The organism is Neptuniibacter sp. QD29_5, assembly GCF_047778125.1.
In the GTDB taxonomy this organism is placed as follows: Bacteria; Pseudomonadota; Gammaproteobacteria; order Pseudomonadales; family Balneatricaceae; genus Neptuniibacter.
Map to the genome: position 1 here is coordinate 1,666,736 of NZ_CP180556.1, position 18,531 is coordinate 1,685,266.

17 protein-coding genes are annotated in these 18,531 nt (G+C 41.9%); 12 read left to right on the top strand and 5 right to left on the bottom strand.

What is annotated here, in order from left to right:
* Positions 1 to 21 precede the first annotated feature (21 nt).
* From cysB to ACMXYR_RS07695, 10 genes are all read left to right on the top strand, one after another.
* Positions 22 to 996 (top strand): HTH-type transcriptional regulator CysB, encoded by a 975-nt coding sequence (cysB, locus tag ACMXYR_RS07650; RefSeq protein WP_415903557.1) that lies wholly within the window; start codon positions 22 to 24, stop codon positions 994 to 996.
* 139 nt (positions 997 to 1,135) lie between these two features.
* Positions 1,136 to 3,163 carry a sensor histidine kinase gene (locus ACMXYR_RS07655; protein ID WP_415903558.1) on the top strand — a complete coding sequence of 676 codons (2,028 nt, stop codon included), beginning with the start codon at positions 1,136 to 1,138 and terminating at the stop codon, positions 3,161 to 3,163.
* Positions 3,156 to 5,381, top strand: a complete 2,226-nt coding sequence (locus tag ACMXYR_RS07660) for an EAL domain-containing protein (protein ID WP_415903559.1) — start codon at positions 3,156 to 3,158, stop codon at positions 5,379 to 5,381. Before ACMXYR_RS07655 ends, ACMXYR_RS07660 begins: the two co-directional genes overlap by 8 nt.
* Positions 5,382 to 5,384: 3 nt before the next feature.
* Entirely contained in the window at positions 5,385 to 5,975 is a 591-nt protein-coding gene (locus ACMXYR_RS07665) for a hypothetical protein (protein ID WP_415903560.1), read from the top strand.
* Between the two features lie 385 nt (positions 5,976 to 6,360).
* Positions 6,361 to 6,825, top strand: a complete 465-nt coding sequence (locus ACMXYR_RS07670; protein WP_415884835.1) for a hypothetical protein — start codon at positions 6,361 to 6,363, stop codon at positions 6,823 to 6,825.
* 24 nt (positions 6,826 to 6,849) lie between these two features.
* Positions 6,850 to 8,253, top strand: a complete 1,404-nt coding sequence (locus ACMXYR_RS07675) for a hypothetical protein (RefSeq protein WP_415903561.1) — start codon at positions 6,850 to 6,852, stop codon at positions 8,251 to 8,253.
* A 34-nt stretch (positions 8,254 to 8,287) separates the two neighbouring features.
* Entirely contained in the window at positions 8,288 to 8,920 is a 633-nt protein-coding gene (locus tag ACMXYR_RS07680; protein WP_415884833.1) for a hypothetical protein, read from the top strand.
* A 64-nt stretch (positions 8,921 to 8,984) separates the two neighbouring features.
* Positions 8,985 to 9,347, top strand: coding sequence for a roadblock/LC7 domain-containing protein (locus tag ACMXYR_RS07685; protein ID WP_415884832.1), 363 nt, complete (start codon positions 8,985 to 8,987; stop codon positions 9,345 to 9,347).
* A 15-nt stretch (positions 9,348 to 9,362) separates the two neighbouring features.
* On the top strand, positions 9,363 to 9,824 hold the full coding sequence (locus ACMXYR_RS07690; protein WP_415903562.1) for a PAS domain-containing protein: 462 nt from the start codon (positions 9,363 to 9,365) through the stop codon (positions 9,822 to 9,824).
* Between the two features lie 9 nt (positions 9,825 to 9,833).
* Positions 9,834 to 10,580 carry a phosphate/phosphite/phosphonate ABC transporter substrate-binding protein gene (locus tag ACMXYR_RS07695; RefSeq protein WP_415903563.1) on the top strand — a complete coding sequence of 249 codons (747 nt, stop codon included), beginning with the start codon at positions 9,834 to 9,836 and terminating at the stop codon, positions 10,578 to 10,580.
* 118 nt (positions 10,581 to 10,698) lie between these two features.
* Here the strand turns inward: ACMXYR_RS07695 and ACMXYR_RS07700 are convergent, their stop codons facing one another.
* Positions 10,699 to 11,553, bottom strand: a complete 855-nt coding sequence (locus tag ACMXYR_RS07700) for an AraC family transcriptional regulator (RefSeq protein WP_415903564.1) — start codon at positions 11,551 to 11,553, stop codon at positions 10,699 to 10,701.
* 117 nt (positions 11,554 to 11,670) lie between these two features.
* Between ACMXYR_RS07700 and ACMXYR_RS07705 the strand changes: the two genes are divergently transcribed.
* A complete protein-coding gene (locus tag ACMXYR_RS07705; RefSeq protein WP_415903565.1) occupies positions 11,671 to 12,096 on the top strand; it encodes an organic hydroperoxide resistance protein in 426 nt (141 codons plus the stop codon).
* 35 nt (positions 12,097 to 12,131) lie between these two features.
* A complete protein-coding gene (locus ACMXYR_RS07710; RefSeq protein ID WP_415903566.1) occupies positions 12,132 to 13,145 on the top strand; it encodes an alpha/beta hydrolase fold domain-containing protein in 1,014 nt (337 codons plus the stop codon).
* Positions 13,146 to 13,302: 157 nt separating this feature from the next.
* Here ACMXYR_RS07710 and ACMXYR_RS07715 read toward each other — a convergent pair whose 3' ends face one another.
* Genes ACMXYR_RS07715 through ACMXYR_RS07730 form a run of 4 tightly spaced genes read right to left on the bottom strand, consistent with a single transcriptional unit; the run spans position 13,303 to position 18,528 of the window.
* Positions 13,303 to 13,605, bottom strand: a complete 303-nt coding sequence (locus ACMXYR_RS07715) for an antibiotic biosynthesis monooxygenase family protein (protein WP_415884825.1) — start codon at positions 13,603 to 13,605, stop codon at positions 13,303 to 13,305.
* A 12-nt stretch (positions 13,606 to 13,617) separates the two neighbouring features.
* Positions 13,618 to 16,569: an EAL domain-containing protein gene (locus ACMXYR_RS07720; RefSeq protein ID WP_415903567.1), complete on the bottom strand. Its 2,952-nt coding sequence runs from the start codon at positions 16,567 to 16,569 to the stop codon at positions 13,618 to 13,620.
* Positions 16,556 to 17,026 carry a hydrogenase maturation protease gene (locus ACMXYR_RS07725; protein WP_415903568.1) on the bottom strand — a complete coding sequence of 157 codons (471 nt, stop codon included), beginning with the start codon at positions 17,024 to 17,026 and terminating at the stop codon, positions 16,556 to 16,558. Before ACMXYR_RS07725 ends, ACMXYR_RS07720 begins: the two co-directional genes overlap by 14 nt.
* A complete protein-coding gene (locus ACMXYR_RS07730) occupies positions 17,026 to 18,528 on the bottom strand; it encodes a nickel-dependent hydrogenase large subunit (RefSeq protein ID WP_415903569.1) in 1,503 nt (500 codons plus the stop codon). Before ACMXYR_RS07730 ends, ACMXYR_RS07725 begins: the two co-directional genes overlap by 1 nt.
* Between the last annotated feature and the right edge of the window lie 3 nt (positions 18,529 to 18,531).

Sequence of the window (18,531 nt, forward strand, 5' to 3'; positions counted from 1 at the left end):
TGAGCTTATCTGGAGTATTTGATGAAATTGCAGCAACTGCGTTACATCTGGGAAGTTGCTAGACATGACCTTAATGTGTCAGCTACAGCGCAAAGCCTATATACATCGCAGCCGGGCATTAGTAAGCAAATCAGACTGTTGGAAGACGAGTTAGGTGTAGAGGTGTTTGCTCGAAGTGGTAAACACCTTACACGGGTCACGCCAGCGGGTCAGGCTATCTTGTCTGTTGCAGGTGAAATTCTTCAAAAAGTTGAAAGTATTAAGCAGGTTGCACAAGAGTTTAGTGATGAGCGTAAGGGGAGTTTGGATGTTGCTACCACCCATACTCAGGCCCGATACGCGCTTCCACCTACGATTACTGGTTTTATGAAGGAGTATCCTGAAGTATCGCTTCATATGCATCAGGGTACACCAATGCAGATCTCAGAAATGGCTGCAGATGGCTCTGTAGATTTTGCGATTGCTACAGAAGCAATGGCGCATTTCAGTGATTTGATCATGATGCCTTGTTATCGTTGGAACCGTTCTGTAGTTGTTCCTAAAGATCATCCGTTGACGCAAGTTTCTAAGTTAACGCTGGCTGATTTAGCTGAACAACCGATCGTTACATACGTATTTGGTTTTACTGGCCGCTCTAAATTAGATGAGGCTTTCATTAAAGAAGGTTTAGAACCGAAAGTTGTCTTTACGGCCGTCGATTCTGATGTCATTAAAACTTATGTTCGTCTTGGCTTGGGTGTGGGTATTATCGCCTCAATGGCTTTTGATGAGCGTCAAGATAGTGATCTGGTTCGCTTAGATGCAAGTCACCTGTTTGAACCGAGTACGACCAAGATTGGTTTCAGAAAAGGCACTTTCCTGCGTGGTTACATGTTTGATTTTATTCAGCGTTTTGCACCACATCTAACACCTGATGTCGTTAGACAAGTACAGGAATGTAGTAATAAAAATGAGATTGATGAACTTCTATCTCATTATGATTTGCCTGATTTGTGATATTCGATCGCTCCCTCATCTGTATGTTTAAGCCTGCACAGCAGGCTTTTTTCGTTTTTACCGTCTAAATAATCTTATTAGTCTCTGCAGCATTGAAATACGCATCCTATACTGAGAATACTTTTAGTGGGGGAAGGCTATGAAGCGCAGTTCTATTCTTACCCGTATTAACCTCAGCTTATTAGCTGTGTCAGTTGTTTTTGCTGTCTTTGTTGTTGTGCAGATTGTTGTTGGTCTCAAGGTGAGCGAGTCCAGTGAAGAGGTCACAACAAGGGATATGCCTGTCGCACTGTATACCCAAGCAATGCAAGATGAATTAGGAGATATGAATTCTAATCTGCTCGAGTATGTATTAGGTGAGTCTGAAGAGAAGCAAGAATATTTTGCTAATAAAGAAGAGTTTGATCAATATCGAAAGGAAATACCTCCCATTAGTGATGCCTATAAGAAAATGATCACTGTAGATCGTTTAATTGCCACGGCTAATGAGAACGCTCAAAAAAGGGTCTTTAGTCGATTTGATCCAATTCTTGAAGAGCAAGCTACTCGAAGTATTAACCGGCTTATAGTAGAGGTGGGTGGTCCGCTTGAAAATCTACTTGATGACTTGAAGGAAGAGGAGGTTGCAGATGTTGGTTCCTCTAACGATTTAAATCAAATTATTAATGATGATCTGCCTGCTGTTCGATATTACCTAGAACTAGTTGATGAGGCAGGGGATATGCTTGCCGACTTAGATAGGTTTGTATTAGGGGATCAAAATGCTCGTAAGAGTTTCTTTGGTAACGCTCTTCAATTCGAATCCTTCCTTGCTAGCCTAAAGCCGTTAGAGAAAAAACCTCATGAATTAGTCCGCATAGCTGAAGTAGAGCGGTTGTTTAATGAGCTTAAATCTGGGGGAGCCGAAGTTTTCGAAATCTATGCAGCTAGAAACAGAATTGACGCATTAGCGGCTATTGAAGATATAGAGCATAACGCATTTGGTGAGTTGGAAGAGCTTCTGGAAGGAATGTCTTCCCATGCTAGGCGCCGAGTTGAAAATAGTATGAATGATCTGGTTGACCTATCAAATAAGGTTAACTATCTCCTGATATTTACACTCGTTGGCGGTGTCGCACTTTTAGTCGCGATTGTAACCTACACGAAGCGGTCTATTTTTGCACCTATGACTGCGATATCTGAGTCCATTAATAAGCTAAGAGGTGGTCAGCGGGACTTTGAAATAGCTGAAAGTAATCGTAATGATGAAATTGGCGATATCATCAATAGTTTGAGACAGTTTCAGGCTGAGTTAACGGAGCTAGATGAGCTTCGATTAGCTGATGAGAAGATGCAAGCCAATCTCAAGGGAGAGCGAGATAAGCTTTCTAGTGCGCTTGAAAATCTTGAGCAGGCTCAGGATAAGCTCATTGCTAGTGAAAAACTGGCTTCATTGGGTTCCTTGGTCGCGGGTGTCTCTCATGAAATCAATACACCAATAGGTGTTTCAGTAACCATGTCTAGTCATCTAAAAGAAAATATTGATGAGCTTATGCGCTCTATTAAAGCGGGTGAGCTCAAGCAGTCATTCTTGGATCAATTCGAGCGAGAGGCAGAAGAATCCTTTTCAGTTATGGAGAGTTCTTTAGATAAGGCCAGTCACCTTATTCAAAACTTTAAACAAGTGGCAACAGATCAGTCGAGTTCTAGTCGACGGAAATTTGCTTTGAAAGAGGTTATAGATGAAGTAATGATGACTGTTCGCCACCAATTAAAAGGTACCAACTACAAGTATCGAGTTGAAGGTGATGCCGACTTAATGCTGGACAGTTATCCAGGACCACTTGGGCAAGTAGTCACAAACTTGTTCAATAATTCAATTATGCATGGCTTTGATGGACGTGATGAAGGCGAGATAAATATTCGATTTGCGTGCATTAATGACAATGTGAAAATTTACTTCAAAGATAATGGCGCTGGAATAGATGAAACGAAAATAAATCGTATCTTTGACCCGTTTTTTACAACTAAGCTAGGACAAGGTGGCTCAGGTTTAGGATTAAATATTGTTCATAACATTGTCACAGGTGTTCTTGGCGGCTCAATTTCCGTTTCTAGCAAAGTTGGTACTGAGTTTGAAGTCGTGCTACCTCTGGTAGCTCCGAAACAGGATAGCGATGATGAGTGATGTGCTTTTAAATATCATAGATGATTCAAATGAGCCTGTAGTTGAGGATGATCGTCAACCTTGGAAAATTGCAATTATCGATGATGAAGAGTCAGTTCATCAGGTAACTACGTTGGCTTTATCCAGAACGGATGTTTTGGGACATCCATTAAGCTTTGTGCATGCTTATAGCGGTGAGGAGGGCTATAAGCTTATAGAAGAGCATGATGATATTGCTGTTGTGTTACTCGATGTGGTTATGGAAACTCCCGATGCCGGATTGCTACTGGCTGAGCAGATTCGTGAGGAGCTCAATCGGCATAATGTACAAATAATTCTAAGAACTGGCCAACCTGGCTATGCACCTGAAAATGAAATTATCGAGCGTTATGAAATTAACGCTTATAAAACTAAAAACGAGCTGACTAAATCTAGGTTGTTTACAGCTTTAGCAACGGCCCTTCGTTCATATAAGCACCTTTGTGCGTTAGAAAACAGCAAATTAGGCCTGAGATCAATCATTGATGCGTCTTCAGATCTTATAAAGGAACGTTCGGTTAATGACTTTGCTAGAGGAGTCTTATTACAGATCAGTGCGCTATTTAACATCGATGCTGATGGTATATTCTGTGTATCTCAGAGACCTCATAATGGTCCCTTGGCACTACGCAAAGGGCTCGACGATGAGTATTTCGTTGTCGCTGCATCAAATAAGTATGATCATTTTTTTGGGAGAAAAATTGAGCAGTTAGACACTGATGGTTTGAGTCATTTAGTTAAAAATGTGCTTGATAGCAAGCAGCATAGTATTGGCGAACTTTATACAGGACTGTATCTATCAACTCCTTCTATGTGGGAAGGTGTGATTATGCTGGAAGGGGCTCGGGATTTGCAGAATGTTGACGAAGAGTTGCTTCAGGTTTTCTGTATGAATGTGGGATTAGGTTTAGAGAACGCTAAATTTTTCTCGCATCTCAACAAAGCGGCTTACTTTGATTCTGTAACAGGTTTGTATAGTCGTCTGGGCTTAATAGAAAACGCGGTAACATTTGTAAGATCTAAGGGTAGTCGCTGTACGATTTTTCTCGCTGATCTCGACTATTTTCATAATATTATTGAATCTCTAGGTTATGATTACGGCAATAAAGTGCTAGCAGAGATGGCAGGGAGCCTTAAAAGGATCTATGGCGAGAATACGTTGTTAGCACGTTTACACACGGATGTATTTGCAATCTTGATGGTTGATACCGATCTGGATGCCTGCGATGTGGCAAGAGAATGTGCGAAGCCATTATTTGTCGAAGGCAACTCAATTCGATTGGGAATAACGGTAGGTAGCTCTAGTGAACTTGCAGAAGGGTTTTCGCAAGACACTGCTGAGCAGATGTTACGCCATGCTGAAGTAGCACTAAAGGTTGCAAAAGAAAATCGAAGAGGGGCAGGACAAGAATTTGATCGTGCGTATGAAGAGATATCAAGGAATCATCTTAATCTTCTTAATGATATTCGTAATGCGCTAGTTAATCGTGAGTTCTTTTTGGTGCTTCAGCCCAAAGTGGATGCGGTCGCCGAGCAGGTCAATGGCTATGAGGCTTTAATAAGATGGCAGCATCCAGTTAAAGGCATTGTTCCTCCGAATGCTTTTATTCCAGTGATTGAACAATCGGGTTTGTTCTTTGATATTGATCTATACGTGTTTGAGCAGTCATGCTCCATACTCAAGCAATACCCTCAAATAAATGTGCCTATCTCGATAAATGTTTCTGCTAATTCACTTCATCATAGTGAATTCATTAGTGAAATAGCGAGGCTTACAAAAGAATTAAAGCCAGATCTTTCTTTGTTGCAGTTAGAAATCACAGAAAACGCTCTAATCAGAAGTGATGCTGCTATTGAGCATCTTAATTCACTTAAATCGATAGGCTTTTCTATATGTCTAGATGATTTTGGAGCTGGATTCTCTTCCCTAAGTTATTTATTAAGGCTTCCTTTAGATGTCATAAAGATTGATCGGAGCTTTGTTCAGTGCGTTGCTGATCAAAAAGATGCGCGAGTCGTTCTTCAAGGTATGGTTGAAATCGGGCGTAAACTTCGTAAAGAGCTGGTGGTGGAAGGTGTTGAAACTAAAGAGCAGGTTGATCTGATTAGGGCGATGCGAGTCTCAACATTCCAAGGTTTCTATTTTTATAAGCCACTTAGCATTGATGAAGCTGTAGCTGCACTAAGCAGTAAAGGATAGTTTATGCAGTTAGACCTCCAGTTGGGTAAGGTAGTCCAAGGTTCTGTTGCTATATCTGAAAGAAATTTAATGCTTGTTTTTCAAGTCAATTGTCCAGGGTGCTTATCTAGAGCGTTACCTATGTTGACCAAAATTAGCGAAGAAAATAAGTCTATAAATTGCTTTGCACTTTCCACTGCTTTCGAAAATTTCAATTTGAACAACGTCAAAACAACCAAGGCATTGCTGGAGCAAGGTGATTTAACGCTTCATTCAAAGCGTCATTTTGCTCAATTAGGTCATCAAAAGTTACCCTATAACTTTGAGCTGCCTGTTGTAATGGATTGGTTTATGCCTAGTCAGACCATTTCTAAGTTAGAGGAATCCGTTTTTAATGTGTTTGATAACGAACGTCTGTCAAAGACTTTAAAGCAAAATATTAAGAACCATCTAGCACAACGCTTGGTGCCTATGAGCCTGATGGGTAGAACTTTTCTGAATAATGATTTACAAGGTACGCCAACGTGGATCTACTTTGATGAAGATCTAGAAATTATTGGTAGCTGGTTTGGTCATAAGGATCTTGAATGGATTCAAGCGTTGCTGGATAAATAGATGGATAGGTAAAATCTAATGTTCCGGCAATTAAAAATTTTTGTCTCAAGCCTAAATTGGGTGCCTTACATTTTCATCTTATAGCTTCTAGGTTAAGACTTTGTATTAAACCTAATATAGGGATGAAAAATAAGCTATTCTTACTAGGTTGATATTAAAGAAAAAATTAATCTGCCGTGAAATTAGATAAGGTTATACTTTTGACAGAGAAAACTGTTCATTAGTGTATTAATTGATTGATAAATTTGTATTCTTACGTCGGTCGAGATATAAAACAAACACCTGTTTGGAATATTACCAATAACTAAAGAACCATCCTTAATAAGTCGATTTTTTGTTGCGATTTCTTTACTGGATGTATCGATAATAAAAGCAGGAGCATTTTGTGAGTTCTTTAATTTGGGATGCGTTAGCTGACTGGGAATTGAATGCCGATTTTGATAGTCCGAATACGGGACGGATTCAAGCAGCTTTCGATGCACAACATCCTAGGTACCTTATATATCGTGGGCATCAAGGTCGTAGGATTTTATACCATTTCACGCGAATGGTAGCTGCAGAGCCTGATGAACTGCGCCTTCATACTAAGCGTATTTACCTTTCAATTGCTTGTTACGATAGTGACGCACTTGAAGGTGCTTTTGCAGATTTCTTATTGGTTCTTGGTAAAAAAGGGCCAAAATTACGCCAACGTCTTTTTGAGCAGGCTCGAAAGGTTATGAAGCCAAAAGTTCGTGAGGTTATACAACGAGCTATCGAAGAAGACGATCTGTCGGCGCTGTCAGAACTTTCAACAGAACATTCTGTTCTGATAAATGGAAGATTTCAGCCAGCCAGTCTGCATGGATGAGATCGGGTAGGTATTTAAAAGTCTATGAGCTTTAATAAACGCAGCCAACTGGAAAACGTTCGCAAGATTGCATTGATTGGTTTCTCAGGACCTAATCAGGCAATGTTCGAGTATTGCTTATCGTCTGAAGTTGATTGTGAGATCGTTACCGCAAGCGCAGCACACATCCTCATTGTTAATGGAGATCATGGGGAAGATGATGAACAGCTATGTCAGTCAATAGTTGAGAACTATCCAGCTGAATGTCGTGTGGTTGTGAGTATAAGACAGCTCAATTGGGATGGTTTTAGACTGCTTAAAAAGCCTCATAGTGCTCAAGATCTTTTAACTCTTCTCAGAAGCTTCCCGATGCCATTGTCTGAGACTGAATCACAAGTTACGCAGCAGGCAAAAAAAGAGATTAATCCGGATAACATCGATTTTTATCGAAGCCGCGATTATGCTCGGAAGAGGCAGGGAGAGGCACTCAAACAGAAGCTAATGAAAGGCAATTTGGTCGTTAGTGCTTCTGATCGGTTAGTGCAGCAGATTGAAGCAGATATAAGAGAACAAGAAGAGCAGCTAAAACGTGAGCTTGAAGCAGAAAAAGCTAAGCACGAAGCTATCTTAGCTAAGAAAAAAGCTAAGAAGTTGCTTCTTCTAAAGAAGAAAAAAATCGAAGAAGAGAAGCGTTTAAAGGAAGAGCATAAGAAGCTTGCTGCTCAAAAAGCGAAGAAGTTGAAACAAAAGTTACTCGATAATCAGAAAAAGAAAGAGCAACTAGCTAAAAGAGCTGAAAAAGCTGAGAAAAAAGATCAAGAAAACACTGTAGCTCCTGCTCCTGTATTGACTAAAGAACAGATTCTGCAATGCTGCGGAAATGCTGCTGATGTTGACTTGTCTCGCTCTGATGAGCGAAGGACTATCTTTTTTAATCCCGAAGGTTCTTTATTAGTTAAAATGACAGAAGCGGTTGACCTTGCAGTTAAACTCGATCAACCTGTTGAGATCACTGGATTACCAGGCCAGATGTTCGTTTTTCCTGATCAGCGTTTGTTTTATACAACCTTCAGTGATGATTTCTTAAATCAGCTTGCTTTAACCCGATTTGGGTATGGCGAATTGGAGATTGAACCAAAAGGTGACTTCCAGCTTGAGGATACAACAAAACACCTAGCGGAAAATATTGAGTCACTTATTTGGAAAGTTGCCCTTTGGACATCTAGAGGGCGGCTGTTAAATGGAATGGATCCAGAGAAGTTAATGCAATTAACGGTGCAACCTAATTTTGAATCATTTCAGGCCATACCTGATGGTCAAGAAATTAGTGAGGTATGGAGTGGTCAGCAGATGACAGCACTGGATATTGTAAGAATATTGGATATACCGCAACGTGTTGTATTTACGTTTATGTGTGGTGCTTATTCACTTGGCTGGTTTCAGGAATAAAGCGGTAGGTTAGGAAAGGTATCGGAGTTATTTTGTGACAAATGCTACTATCCAAAATCAATTTATTCAGATCTGTCCGGCAGGGGCTTTTTACGCGACCGTAGGTTCAGAGCCGGATGATGCAAGAGCGTTATTGCTCCAGCTTCTTAGTTCTGATGTTTCGTTGCCATTCAGTCATGAATTAGTAATGGAATTGACTGATCTAGATGAAGGCGAAGCTAAGGAGCTGTTTGACAAGCTTATTGATAAGAACTTTGTTCAATTGAGTAAAAGACCATCGCGCATGATTAGCGACTCCATTGAACAAATTTTACCTGAATTGCTTTCCGGGTTATCCAGCACAGGTAAAGTTGCTTTAGCAGATAACCATGGTTTTTGTCTTGGGTCTATAGGCTACGAGGCAGATCATGCCGAGGCTCTTTGTGCTTTGGCAGCAGATTTAAGCTCATTACACGAGCGCCACAGTCTCCTACTTAACCGCGACCTTTCATTTATGGGGGAGTCTTGGGGGATGTTGGACCCAGTTGGATTGAGTCAAGTGGGTTTTTGGGTAATTCACCTTGGTCATCAACGTTTCGTATTGGTTATAGATCAGATGCCTCGTTTAAACCAAGGAAATTATGTGGATTTATTAAGCGTTTTAGCAAGGCGTTATCTTGATTATTGATGTTCATCAATGATCCATTTTCAGATAACTGTATTTTAATGCCTTACATTAAAGGAGTAATTATATGCGCTCAGAAATGTTGACCTCAATCTTGAGTGACTTAAACGGTACTTCAGCAGAGATTGAAGCTTCCGCTGTCATTTCAACAGATGGTCTTATGATCGCAGCTCTTCTTCCCGCTGGTCTGGATGAAGATCGGGTGGGTGCAATGAGCGCTGCCATGCTTTCGCTTGGTGAGCGTACAGCAAATGAACTAGCTCGCGGAGATCTAGAGCAGGTTCTTGTTAAGGGTGATTCGGGCTATATATTGATGACTCACGCTAATCATGAGTCTGTTCTAACTGTAGTAGCGAAGCCTAACGCGCGGTTGGGTTTGATCTTCCTTGATGTTAAACGTGCGGCTGAGGCTATAGGTAAAATTCTATAAATTGTTGGTTGGTTGATGTCAGAATTGCAGGCGGAAAGCGTTGAAGAAGTTGTCATCAAATATTTTGGCGGTGAAACACGCACCACTAAAATAGTAGATAAAGAAGAGCCATATCCAGAAGGTAAGCTGATTGTCTCTCGTACGGATACGAAAGGAGTTATAACCCATGCTAACCAGGCATTTGTTGAAATGTCTGGATATACTCAGGAAGAGTTAATTGGGCAAAACCACAATATTTTAAGACATCCCGACATGCCAGCAGCTGCGTTTGCAGATTTGTGGGATACACTTAAGGCCGGTAACAAATGGCATGGATACGTAAAGAATCTGCGTAAAGATGGAAGCTATTATTGGGTTAAAGCTACCGTTATTCCAAATGTCCGCAATGGTTCAGTCGTCGGTTACACTTCTGTAAGGCGAAAACCTTCCCTTCGAAAAATAGCAGAAAGCGAAGCCTTGTATTTAACGATGAAGTAGGGTGATTCCTTGAAGCTCAATTTAACAGTGAGTCCTGATTTTTCTCCAGATCACATATCCGGTTGGTTTATTTTTAATACTTGGCTCCAGCGTCAATTAGACCGACCGGTGCATTTAGAGCTCTATGATAGCTTTGAAGCGCAAAGAATCGATATTCAGGAGGGTAAGTATGATCTTGTTTACGCAAACCCCTTCGATGCATCAATGCTTGTTCGTGAATTGGGCTTTAAAGCAGTTGTCCGCCCCATTTCAAAATCTGACGAAACAGTCATCGCAACCCATGTAGATGCGCAATATAATTGCGTAGAAGATCTTCAGCCTAATAGTCGTTTAGTTGCCACCAGTGACCCTGATGTTAACCGGATTGGCATGATTATGTTGGAGCCTGCAGATCTGGATGGCTCTAATACTGAGTTAAGTACTGTTGATTCCTACGTTATTGTTGCGAAACGCTTAATTAATAATCAGGCTGATGCAGGATTCTTTCTGAAGGATGCGTACGAAGATCTGTCGGAGCTGATTCGTAAGCAAATGAAGGTTATGGTAGCGAGTGAGATCAGTGATGTTCATCATGCTTTATTGGTTTCTCCAGAGTTAGAGGCATTAATTCCTCAATTCCAAGAGTTTCTCGTGAGTATGCAAAATGATCCAAAAGGCCAAGGAGTGCTGGAAAGCATGGACTTAGATGGCTGGGAAATCATGACGGAAGAGCAAACTGAATTTATGATCGACCTTATAGATACCTTGATAGATTAAAAAAGCGGCTGAATTAGCCGCTTTTTTATTTGGCTATTTAAATATCTGGTTGGAATTCACTGTTAGGGAATGATGAATTAATTTTTCGTTTAGTTGGAATTGAATCACCACTATATTACTAGATCTGTCGTTTGTTAGCCCCATGGGTACTTTGGTCACTTTTCAGCCATTCCTTCGGTGTCATGCCACACTGTGATTTAAAGGCACGAATGAGGGCTGCTTCGCTGCTGTAGCCTACATCAAATATAATTAGCTTCACTGGACGGCCAGACCGCAATGCCTTTTTGGTTAGATGCACACGCCAACTTTGTAGGTAATTACCTGGCGTAGATCCAACACACTCACGAAATGTATTCGCGAAAACACTCCGAGACATCCCGGCTGTGTCCGCCAAACTATTTAGTGACCAATTCTTTTCGGGGTGCTCGTGCATGGCCACTAGCGACTTGCGCAATTTTGAATGAGACAGCCCCGCAAGCATCCCTCCATTAACCTGCGCAGACTCCATAAGATGTCGCAGTATCTGAATTAGTCCGACATCAAAAAGTTTATTAATCAGCACCTGACGACCACAGCGAGTCTCAAAAGCTTCTTCAAACAGGACGTCTAAGATCGCCTCAGCGCCATCAATCACAGAAAGTGGCAGGCACACAAAAGCCGGCAGTGCCTCACGGATAGGGTTGGTATTCCCGCCCTCAAAATAGAGATTGGCACATACAAGTTCTGCTCCCTCTGTTGCGTCCGTAATAAAGCGTCTAGCCAGAGGGCGAGGGTAGAGCAGCAAGCTTGGCTCGGTCACAAGCAGTTTTTCCTGCCCCTGATTGTGAATCTCTATACGTCCCTTTTTAACTAGATGTAGCTGCCCACATCCCTCGTCTTCATCCAACGAGTTGATCCCGCATAACCGCCCAGAGTGAAACACTCGGGCGTTTACTGAGAAGTTGTTAAATAAGGATTCAAGACGATCAGTCATAAAATACAAATTATCAATTTATTGAGACTTTTAGGCATCAAAAGTATCGAAGCGGAGATAGTATATCCCTGTCACTGAGTAACACAACCCTAAATTAAATTTATAAGGAATCACATCATGACTATCGCAAACGTTCTTTACCGAACTTCTGCAACTTCAACTGGTGGTCGCGAAGGTCGTTCTACTTCAGCTGATAAGGTACTTGAAGTACAGCTGTCCACACCTAAAGAACTAGGTGGCGCTGGTGGACCAGGCACCAACCCAGAACAGCTGTTCGCTGCGGGTTACTCTGCCTGCTTCTTGGGTGCGCTTAAGTTTGTTGCAGCGAAAAACAAACTATCTCTTCCAACTGACAGCGAAGTAACTGCAGAAGTGGGTATCGGTAAGATCCCAACAGGCTTCGGTATCGAGGTCGATTTAGTCATCAATGTGCCCGGCCTCCCACAAGATCAGGTGCAAGCATTGGTTGGGCAGGCACACATCGTTTGCCCTTACTCTAACGCTACTCGCAACAACATCGACGTGCGTTTAAGCATCAAATAACCCGGATTTACACAAATTTATATCGGAGTATTATTATGAAACTGTTCAAAAAGAATTTGACTGTTGCGGCGATAGTTTTATCAACTAGCCTAGTCCATGCGGCTGGCGGACCGACTGTTGAAAGCAAATCACAGGCATTTCTCAATGCTCTGGCTCAAGGCGGCGGTGCCCCCATTGAAACTCTGAGTCCCGCAGATGCTCGCTCAGTGCTAGTTTCGGCTCAACAAGGTGCCGAACTACCTCCTGCTGATGTAAGTGAGAAAACTATTAAGGTTAATGGCAAAGAAATCAGCCTTATTATCGTCAGACCAGAAGGAGATAAAGAAAAACTGCCGGTCTTCATGTTCTTCCATGGAGGCGGTTGGATCTTGGGGGATTATCCTACCCATGAACGCTTTGTGCGTGATCTGGTCGCAGATTCCGGTGCCGCAGCAGTTTTCGTGAACTACACGCCATCACCTGAAGCGCAGTATCCTGTCGCTATCAACGAAGCCTATGCTGCAACTAAGTGGGTGGCTGAACATGGGACAGAAATTAATGTCGATGGTTCACGGTTGGCTTTGGTTGGCAACAGTGTCGGTGGCAACATGACAGCAGTTGTTGCTTTGATGGCTAAGAACAAAGGCACTCCTGCGATTAAGTCTCAAGTGTTGTTTTGGCCAGTTACTAATGCCAGCTTTGAAAATGCGTCCTACGACCAATATCAAGAAGGCTACTTCCTGACCAAAGACATGATGAAATGGTTCTGGGATGCTTATACTACCGATGCTAAGCAACGTCAGGAAATCTACGCCTCACCATTGTTGGCCACGACTGAACAATTGGAAGGTTTGCCTCCAGCACTAATTATCACGGCTGAAAACGATGTTTTGCGTGACGAGGGTGAGGCCTATGCGCGTAAGCTAGATGCTGCTGGTGTTGATGTAGTAAACACACGTTACCAAGGCATGATCCATGACTTCGGGTTGTTGAACGTCCTGTCGGAGTTACCAGCTACGAAGGCCGCCTTGCATCAGGCTGGCGAAGAACTGCGTTCACGCTTAAAGTAAACACGGAAGAGCAAATAAAAAGGCAAGCTATCAGCTTGCCTTTTTCACACTCAATAACCCTGATCATTACCTATCATTAATTCCAACTAGGTATTTAGAGTTAGAAGAGTGTGATGTTAAAGAGAGTTCCAACCGCTTAATTTGGATCCCCTTTATTTTAAAAGGCTTTGTTGTATCCTTCGAATTGAGGTGGCCCCAAATAGATGCCTTGTGCAGGTTTTGCATTGGCATGTGCTTTCCTAAATGCTTCAGATTTGGTCCATTGCTTGAAAGCTTCTTCGGATTCCCAGGTGCTATGAGAAATAAAAATGGTAGCTTCTTCGGTGCTAGGGCCTTGTAATAGATCAAAGTTCTTGAAGCCAGGCACTTCATCTAGGTAAGTGTCTCGATTTTTCCAAATTTCGATAAAGTCATTCTCTTTACCTGGAATGATTTTAAAGCGGTTCATAGCAATAAACATACACGTCTAGCCCTATTCTTTGTTATTCAAAAAATGAATAAATTCATCTGCCGTAATGGGTTTGGAAATATAATACCCCTGTACCTCGTGACAGCCTAGAGTTTGCAGTAGTGAGAGCTGTCCCTTTTCTTCTACCCCTTCAGCAATGACTATTTTCCCCATAATGATGCCGAGATGAATGATCGATTCAATAATCGCTTTAGATTGAGATGAAAACTGTATGTCATTTACAAAGCTTCTATCTATTTTGATTCGGTCTACCGGTAGTGAGGCAAGATATGAAAGTGATGAGTAACCGGTGCCAAAGTCATCAAGAGCGATACTTACACCTATATCTTTAATGGCCTCTAATTGAGCTTGAGAAAGTTCTGGATCAGACATCGCAGCGGTTTCGGTGATCTCAAGTTCTAACTTGTTTGCTGGCACATCGTGAGCGGCTAGGGCATCTTCTATATCAACAATTAAATTGGCATCGAGAAGTTGGATGGTGGATAGGTTAACTGCGATTTTAGGTGCATCTATATTTGTATTATTCCAAGCTGAAATATGCTTTAGTGTGTTATCTAATACCCATGCCCCCAGTTTAATGATTAAGCCAGTTCTCTCCGCAATGGGTATAAATTCAGCCGGAGAAACCTGCCCTAGCTCTTTACTGTTCCATCGTAGTAAAGCTTCTGCACCGACAACTATTCCTGATTTAATCTCAATTTTGGGCTGGAATAAAAGGCTAAGTTCATTATTTTCAATCGCGTGATGCAGATGCATTTCGATAGTACGTTTATGTTGGATGCTTTTTTGCAGCTCCAAATCGAAGAAGTGATAATGACTTCCGGAGACCCCTTTAGCCTCATACATAGCCATATCTGCATTCTGTAACAGCAGGCCTGTATCTAAACCATCAGAAGGCAAGAGTGTTATACCGATGCTGATGCCAATATGCAGTTGATGATCATTGACCTTAAACGGGCGGGTTATTGAAGAGATAATTTTTTCAGCTAGATGCTTTGGATCATCAAGGCAAGTAATGTCATTTTGAACAATAGCAAACTCATCGCCTCCAAGCCTTGCGACCAAATCAGTCGATTTTGAACATAGTTGCAAGCGTCTTGCGACAAGTTTCAGAAGAATATCACCACTCAGATGACCTAATGTGTCATTCACATCTTTAAAATTATCAAGGTCCATAAAGAGAACTGCAGACGCTTTTTGATTCTCTCTTGCATCTACTATGGAATCTTCAAGTTGATGAAGTAATACTGATCTATTGGGAAGATTAGTAAGGAGGTCATGTTCTGCTTGATATCTTAAGCGCTTCTCAGCTCTTTTCTGTTTAGTAATGTCCGCCTTTAATGATAAATAGTGACTAATTACCCCGTTGTTATCAAAAATTGGGGTGACAGACATTGATTGCCAAAATTTTTCTCCTGATTTCTTTCTATTGAGTATTTCGCCTTTCCATCTATTGGAAGCTTTGATAGTTGACCAAAGCTCTTTGTAAAACTCTACTGGCATCTCTCCAGATTGAACAATACTGCTCTTCTTACCGATTGCTTCCTCTGCGGTATAACCTGTATTTTCTGTGAACATGGGGTTTACATAAACAATAGTGCCTTGAGTATCGGTAATAACGACTTCACTGGAACTTTGTTCGACTGTTGTCGAGAGTAGGCGGATATGTTCTTCATTCTTCCTGCTTTGGGTTATGTCACGAGTCGTTACTACAAAGCCTCCAGTCGGTGTTGGGGCGGATTCGCATTCAATTACTCGTGTGTCATTAAATGTCTGTACCCATTGATATTTATCCAAGATAAGCCTTTGGCAAGGCGGTATCTGTTGCGGATCTAAGATATCTTTGTTGTTGCTAAATAGATCGTCATAGCCTGGTATTTGCGCTAGTAAGTCGGAATCTACATTTATATTGTTCGTGAATGCTTCATTGAAGGTTTGTAGGTCACCGATACCGCTAAACATAGCTACACCTTGGCTAATGGTTGATAAGGTGCTTTGCAGCAACTGTAGGTGCTTCTCAATGTCTGCTTGACGTTTCTGTTTCTCTTTAGCTTTGACTACGGATATGTCTGTAGCAGAGAGGATCAGTCCTTCCTCTTTGCCCGCTGGTCCGTAAATCAACGTGCCTTTTAGAAGAAAATATTTATGGCTGACATCTCTATGGCGGCCCGTTGGGTCTCGAAAGCGTATCTCTTGCTCAAAACCATCGCTACTATATACCGCTCGATATAAATAAGGCCTTTGATCCCAGTTACTTGCAGGAAATCTTTCAATGATCTCAGTAAGAGTTTCGTCACGAAGGAAGTTGTCGGGAGAGCTTCCAATCAACTCTTCCGCTTTTACGCTTAAAATGGATTCAGCATAGTGATTTACGCGGGTAATTCGTCCCTGATTGTCGGTGACAACTAAGAACTCTTCCATTGTATTGGTAATACTATCAATCAGTTGATTTACTGAAAGAAGATGTCGATTGTTTTCCTCTAATTCAACCTTTTTATGCTCTACTTCACTAAGCATAGAGTCCATAGATTCAAGGTTTGATAGTACTTTCTTCTGCAATGCTGAGTTGACTGTTTTTAATGCCTCTAATTCAGTTTGTTGATCTGAATCTTCCTCGAATGTTTCTACTGTTTGGGTTTCAATTAAAGAGCTGTTGGCTGTAATAAAAAAATGACCTTGCCGTTCGACAGTAAAAACACTTGGGTTGGATTTAAGATCAGTGGCTAAACCATGTTTAGGGCAAATCACCTTGCCATTGTGATCCATTTTGGCTTCAAGAAGCGAAACATGAGCGTGTTGGCAATACAGGGGTAGGGCATATAGCTGTTTTTTATGCTCAACTATTAATAGTCGATTTTTTCTGTTTTCAGGGTGAGCTACCCAACGCATATGGCCTTGAATACTTACTTCACGCTCAATAACTAAGCGGGTAATTCCTTTATCAGGAGTAAACATAGTGTGGCTCCTGATTCACGCGGGTTAAAATCTGATTGCAGGCCTCTGAGACGCAGTTCTCAATAATAGGAGAAAGTTCCTCAGAAAAGCTTGAGACTTGCTGGATTGTTACCGTCAAAATCTCAATCACAAGTTCTTGTGAGTCAAACAAAATATCGCAATGCTTAATAAGCTCTTCTAAGCCTCCATCGTGGAGGTTTCTGGCATAGCTTGTCTGGAACTCATCTTTAGAGAACCACTGCAGTGTACCCGCATTGTTGCTGTCGGATTGGTAGGCGTCGACCAATATTAATCGCGATGTGTCTTTGATCAAACGAGTAGCTGTCAGACTATTAGTAGCGCAATAGTAAAGATCTACTTTTGACGGCAAGTCGATTTGGTTGAGAGTGTTATAGACTGCATAACCAAAGCCATCATCCCCATGCCATTCATTTCCAAAGCATAAAATCACCGTCATCAAATCACTCCATAACGGTGTTTCTTGTTACTGCCTAGTAGATGTACGGTACATACTAAACAAGGGTCATGAGAGCGGACCACGTGACCGACAAATAAAGGATTATCTATATCCGGAATATCTATACCAATTAGGCTGCTTTCGATGTGACCAGGTTGTTGATTTTGATCTCTAGGTGATGCGTTCCAAGCGGTGGGTGTGATTACTTGGTAGCCGCTGATGGTGCCGTTTTCTACTTTTACCCAATGACCGAGGCTTCCACGAGCGGCCTCAATCATACCAATACCTTCTCCATCAAGAAGAGGTTGGTGGGTCATTGTGGGTTCAGTGATATTTTGTAAAAGCCCGTTCAGCTGTTCTTTCAATAGGGCTATAGATCTTACTTGGCGTTGTATGCGCGCAAATTGTCTTAAGAGGGTGTTCCCACCTTGCTTCTCTAACATATCAAGAAGAAGTGCATCTCTATCTAAAATGAGTTGCGCTAATGGTCCTGTTTGCACGACTTGGTCTTTGTAGCGAGGGGCTTTAGCCCAGCTGTAACGCTTGCTGTCAGGATCGTATTTTGGTTGAGTTAGACCGTCATGAGGATGACGTGGTGCAGCTTGATCATCATGGTACCAGCTATAACTGATATCCTCAGTAATCTGTTCTTGATCTAAAGGCTCGAAACTTTGGTTTGTAGCATCGTAGATGCCACGATTGCGTAATGTATCTTCTGGATTATCTGGGTCGATAAGGGAGCCATAACTCATCAATAAGTTACAACCCCCGCCAATTTGATTCAACGCGATATTTTTACCGAATTGATAGAAAAGACTCGCAGCGCCTTTCCCTGTTTCGGTGAGTTCATTAAGTTTTTCTAGGCTGTCGATCTGATCCCAATGGTCTATGGAGACACCAAGGACTTTCGTTTCTAACCAATGGATATAGTTATCAACGACGCTCAGTGCGCTAATAACTTTATTGGTATCAGGGAGTGATGTGACCCCTCCAGGGACCATATAGGAAGAGTGCGGCCACTGACCACCAAATATGGCGACAATTTCAATGATATCGCGACTAAATCGAACGGCATCTTGATAAATACTCCCTGTCATATCCTCAAACTGTGTTTTTATCTCATCGTATAGCTTCAGTTTAGAGTAGTTAGGATGGCAAAGATCAGGAGTGAACATTAGAAATGTCTGCCGACAATCAGATTGCAGCTCTTCAGCTAGTAAACAAATATTTCTTACGCGAATTGCATTAGGTGGTGGTGTGATGTGAGACATTGATTCCAATGCAAGCACGCTCGCATACAGATGCGCAGTGCTGCAAATACCGCAAATTCGGGGGGTGATCGCTAGTGAGTCCATCGCTGCTCGACCGATAAGTATCTGCTCAAAACCACGATACATCGTGCCGATACACCAAGCGTTGGTGACCACCCCTTGCTTAACTTCGAGCTCTAATTCTAAATCGCCTTCAACTCGGTTTAGCTGTACTTTTACTCTTTTGCTCATAAC

Bases quoted from the DNA above. Each gene is read 5' to 3' on its own strand.
- cysB (WP_415903557.1), top strand. From the start codon at position 22: ATGAAATTGCAGCAACTGCGTTACATCTGGGAAGTTGCTAGACATGAC.
- ACMXYR_RS07655 (WP_415903558.1), top strand. From the start codon at position 1,136: ATGAAGCGCAGTTCTATTCTTACCCGTATTAACCTCAGCTTATTAGCT.
- ACMXYR_RS07660 (WP_415903559.1), top strand. From the start codon at position 3,156: ATGAGTGATGTGCTTTTAAATATCATAGATGATTCAAATGAGCCTGTA.
- ACMXYR_RS07665 (WP_415903560.1), top strand. From the start codon at position 5,385: ATGCAGTTAGACCTCCAGTTGGGTAAGGTAGTCCAAGGTTCTGTTGCT.
- ACMXYR_RS07675 (WP_415903561.1), top strand. From the start codon at position 6,850: ATGAGCTTTAATAAACGCAGCCAACTGGAAAACGTTCGCAAGATTGCA.
- ACMXYR_RS07685 (WP_415884832.1), top strand. From the start codon at position 8,985: ATGCGCTCAGAAATGTTGACCTCAATCTTGAGTGACTTAAACGGTACT.
- ACMXYR_RS07690 (WP_415903562.1), top strand. From the start codon at position 9,363: ATGTCAGAATTGCAGGCGGAAAGCGTTGAAGAAGTTGTCATCAAATAT.
- ACMXYR_RS07700 (WP_415903564.1), bottom strand. From the start codon at position 11,553: ATGACTGATCGTCTTGAATCCTTATTTAACAACTTCTCAGTAAACGCC.
- ACMXYR_RS07705 (WP_415903565.1), top strand. From the start codon at position 11,671: ATGACTATCGCAAACGTTCTTTACCGAACTTCTGCAACTTCAACTGGT.
- ACMXYR_RS07710 (WP_415903566.1), top strand. From the start codon at position 12,132: ATGAAACTGTTCAAAAAGAATTTGACTGTTGCGGCGATAGTTTTATCA.
- ACMXYR_RS07715 (WP_415884825.1), bottom strand. From the start codon at position 13,605: ATGTTTATTGCTATGAACCGCTTTAAAATCATTCCAGGTAAAGAGAAT.
- ACMXYR_RS07720 (WP_415903567.1), bottom strand. From the start codon at position 16,569: ATGTTTACTCCTGATAAAGGAATTACCCGCTTAGTTATTGAGCGTGAA.
- ACMXYR_RS07725 (WP_415903568.1), bottom strand. From the start codon at position 17,026: ATGACGGTGATTTTATGCTTTGGAAATGAATGGCATGGGGATGATGGC.
- ACMXYR_RS07730 (WP_415903569.1), bottom strand. From the start codon at position 18,528: ATGAGCAAAAGAGTAAAAGTACAGCTAAACCGAGTTGAAGGCGATTTA.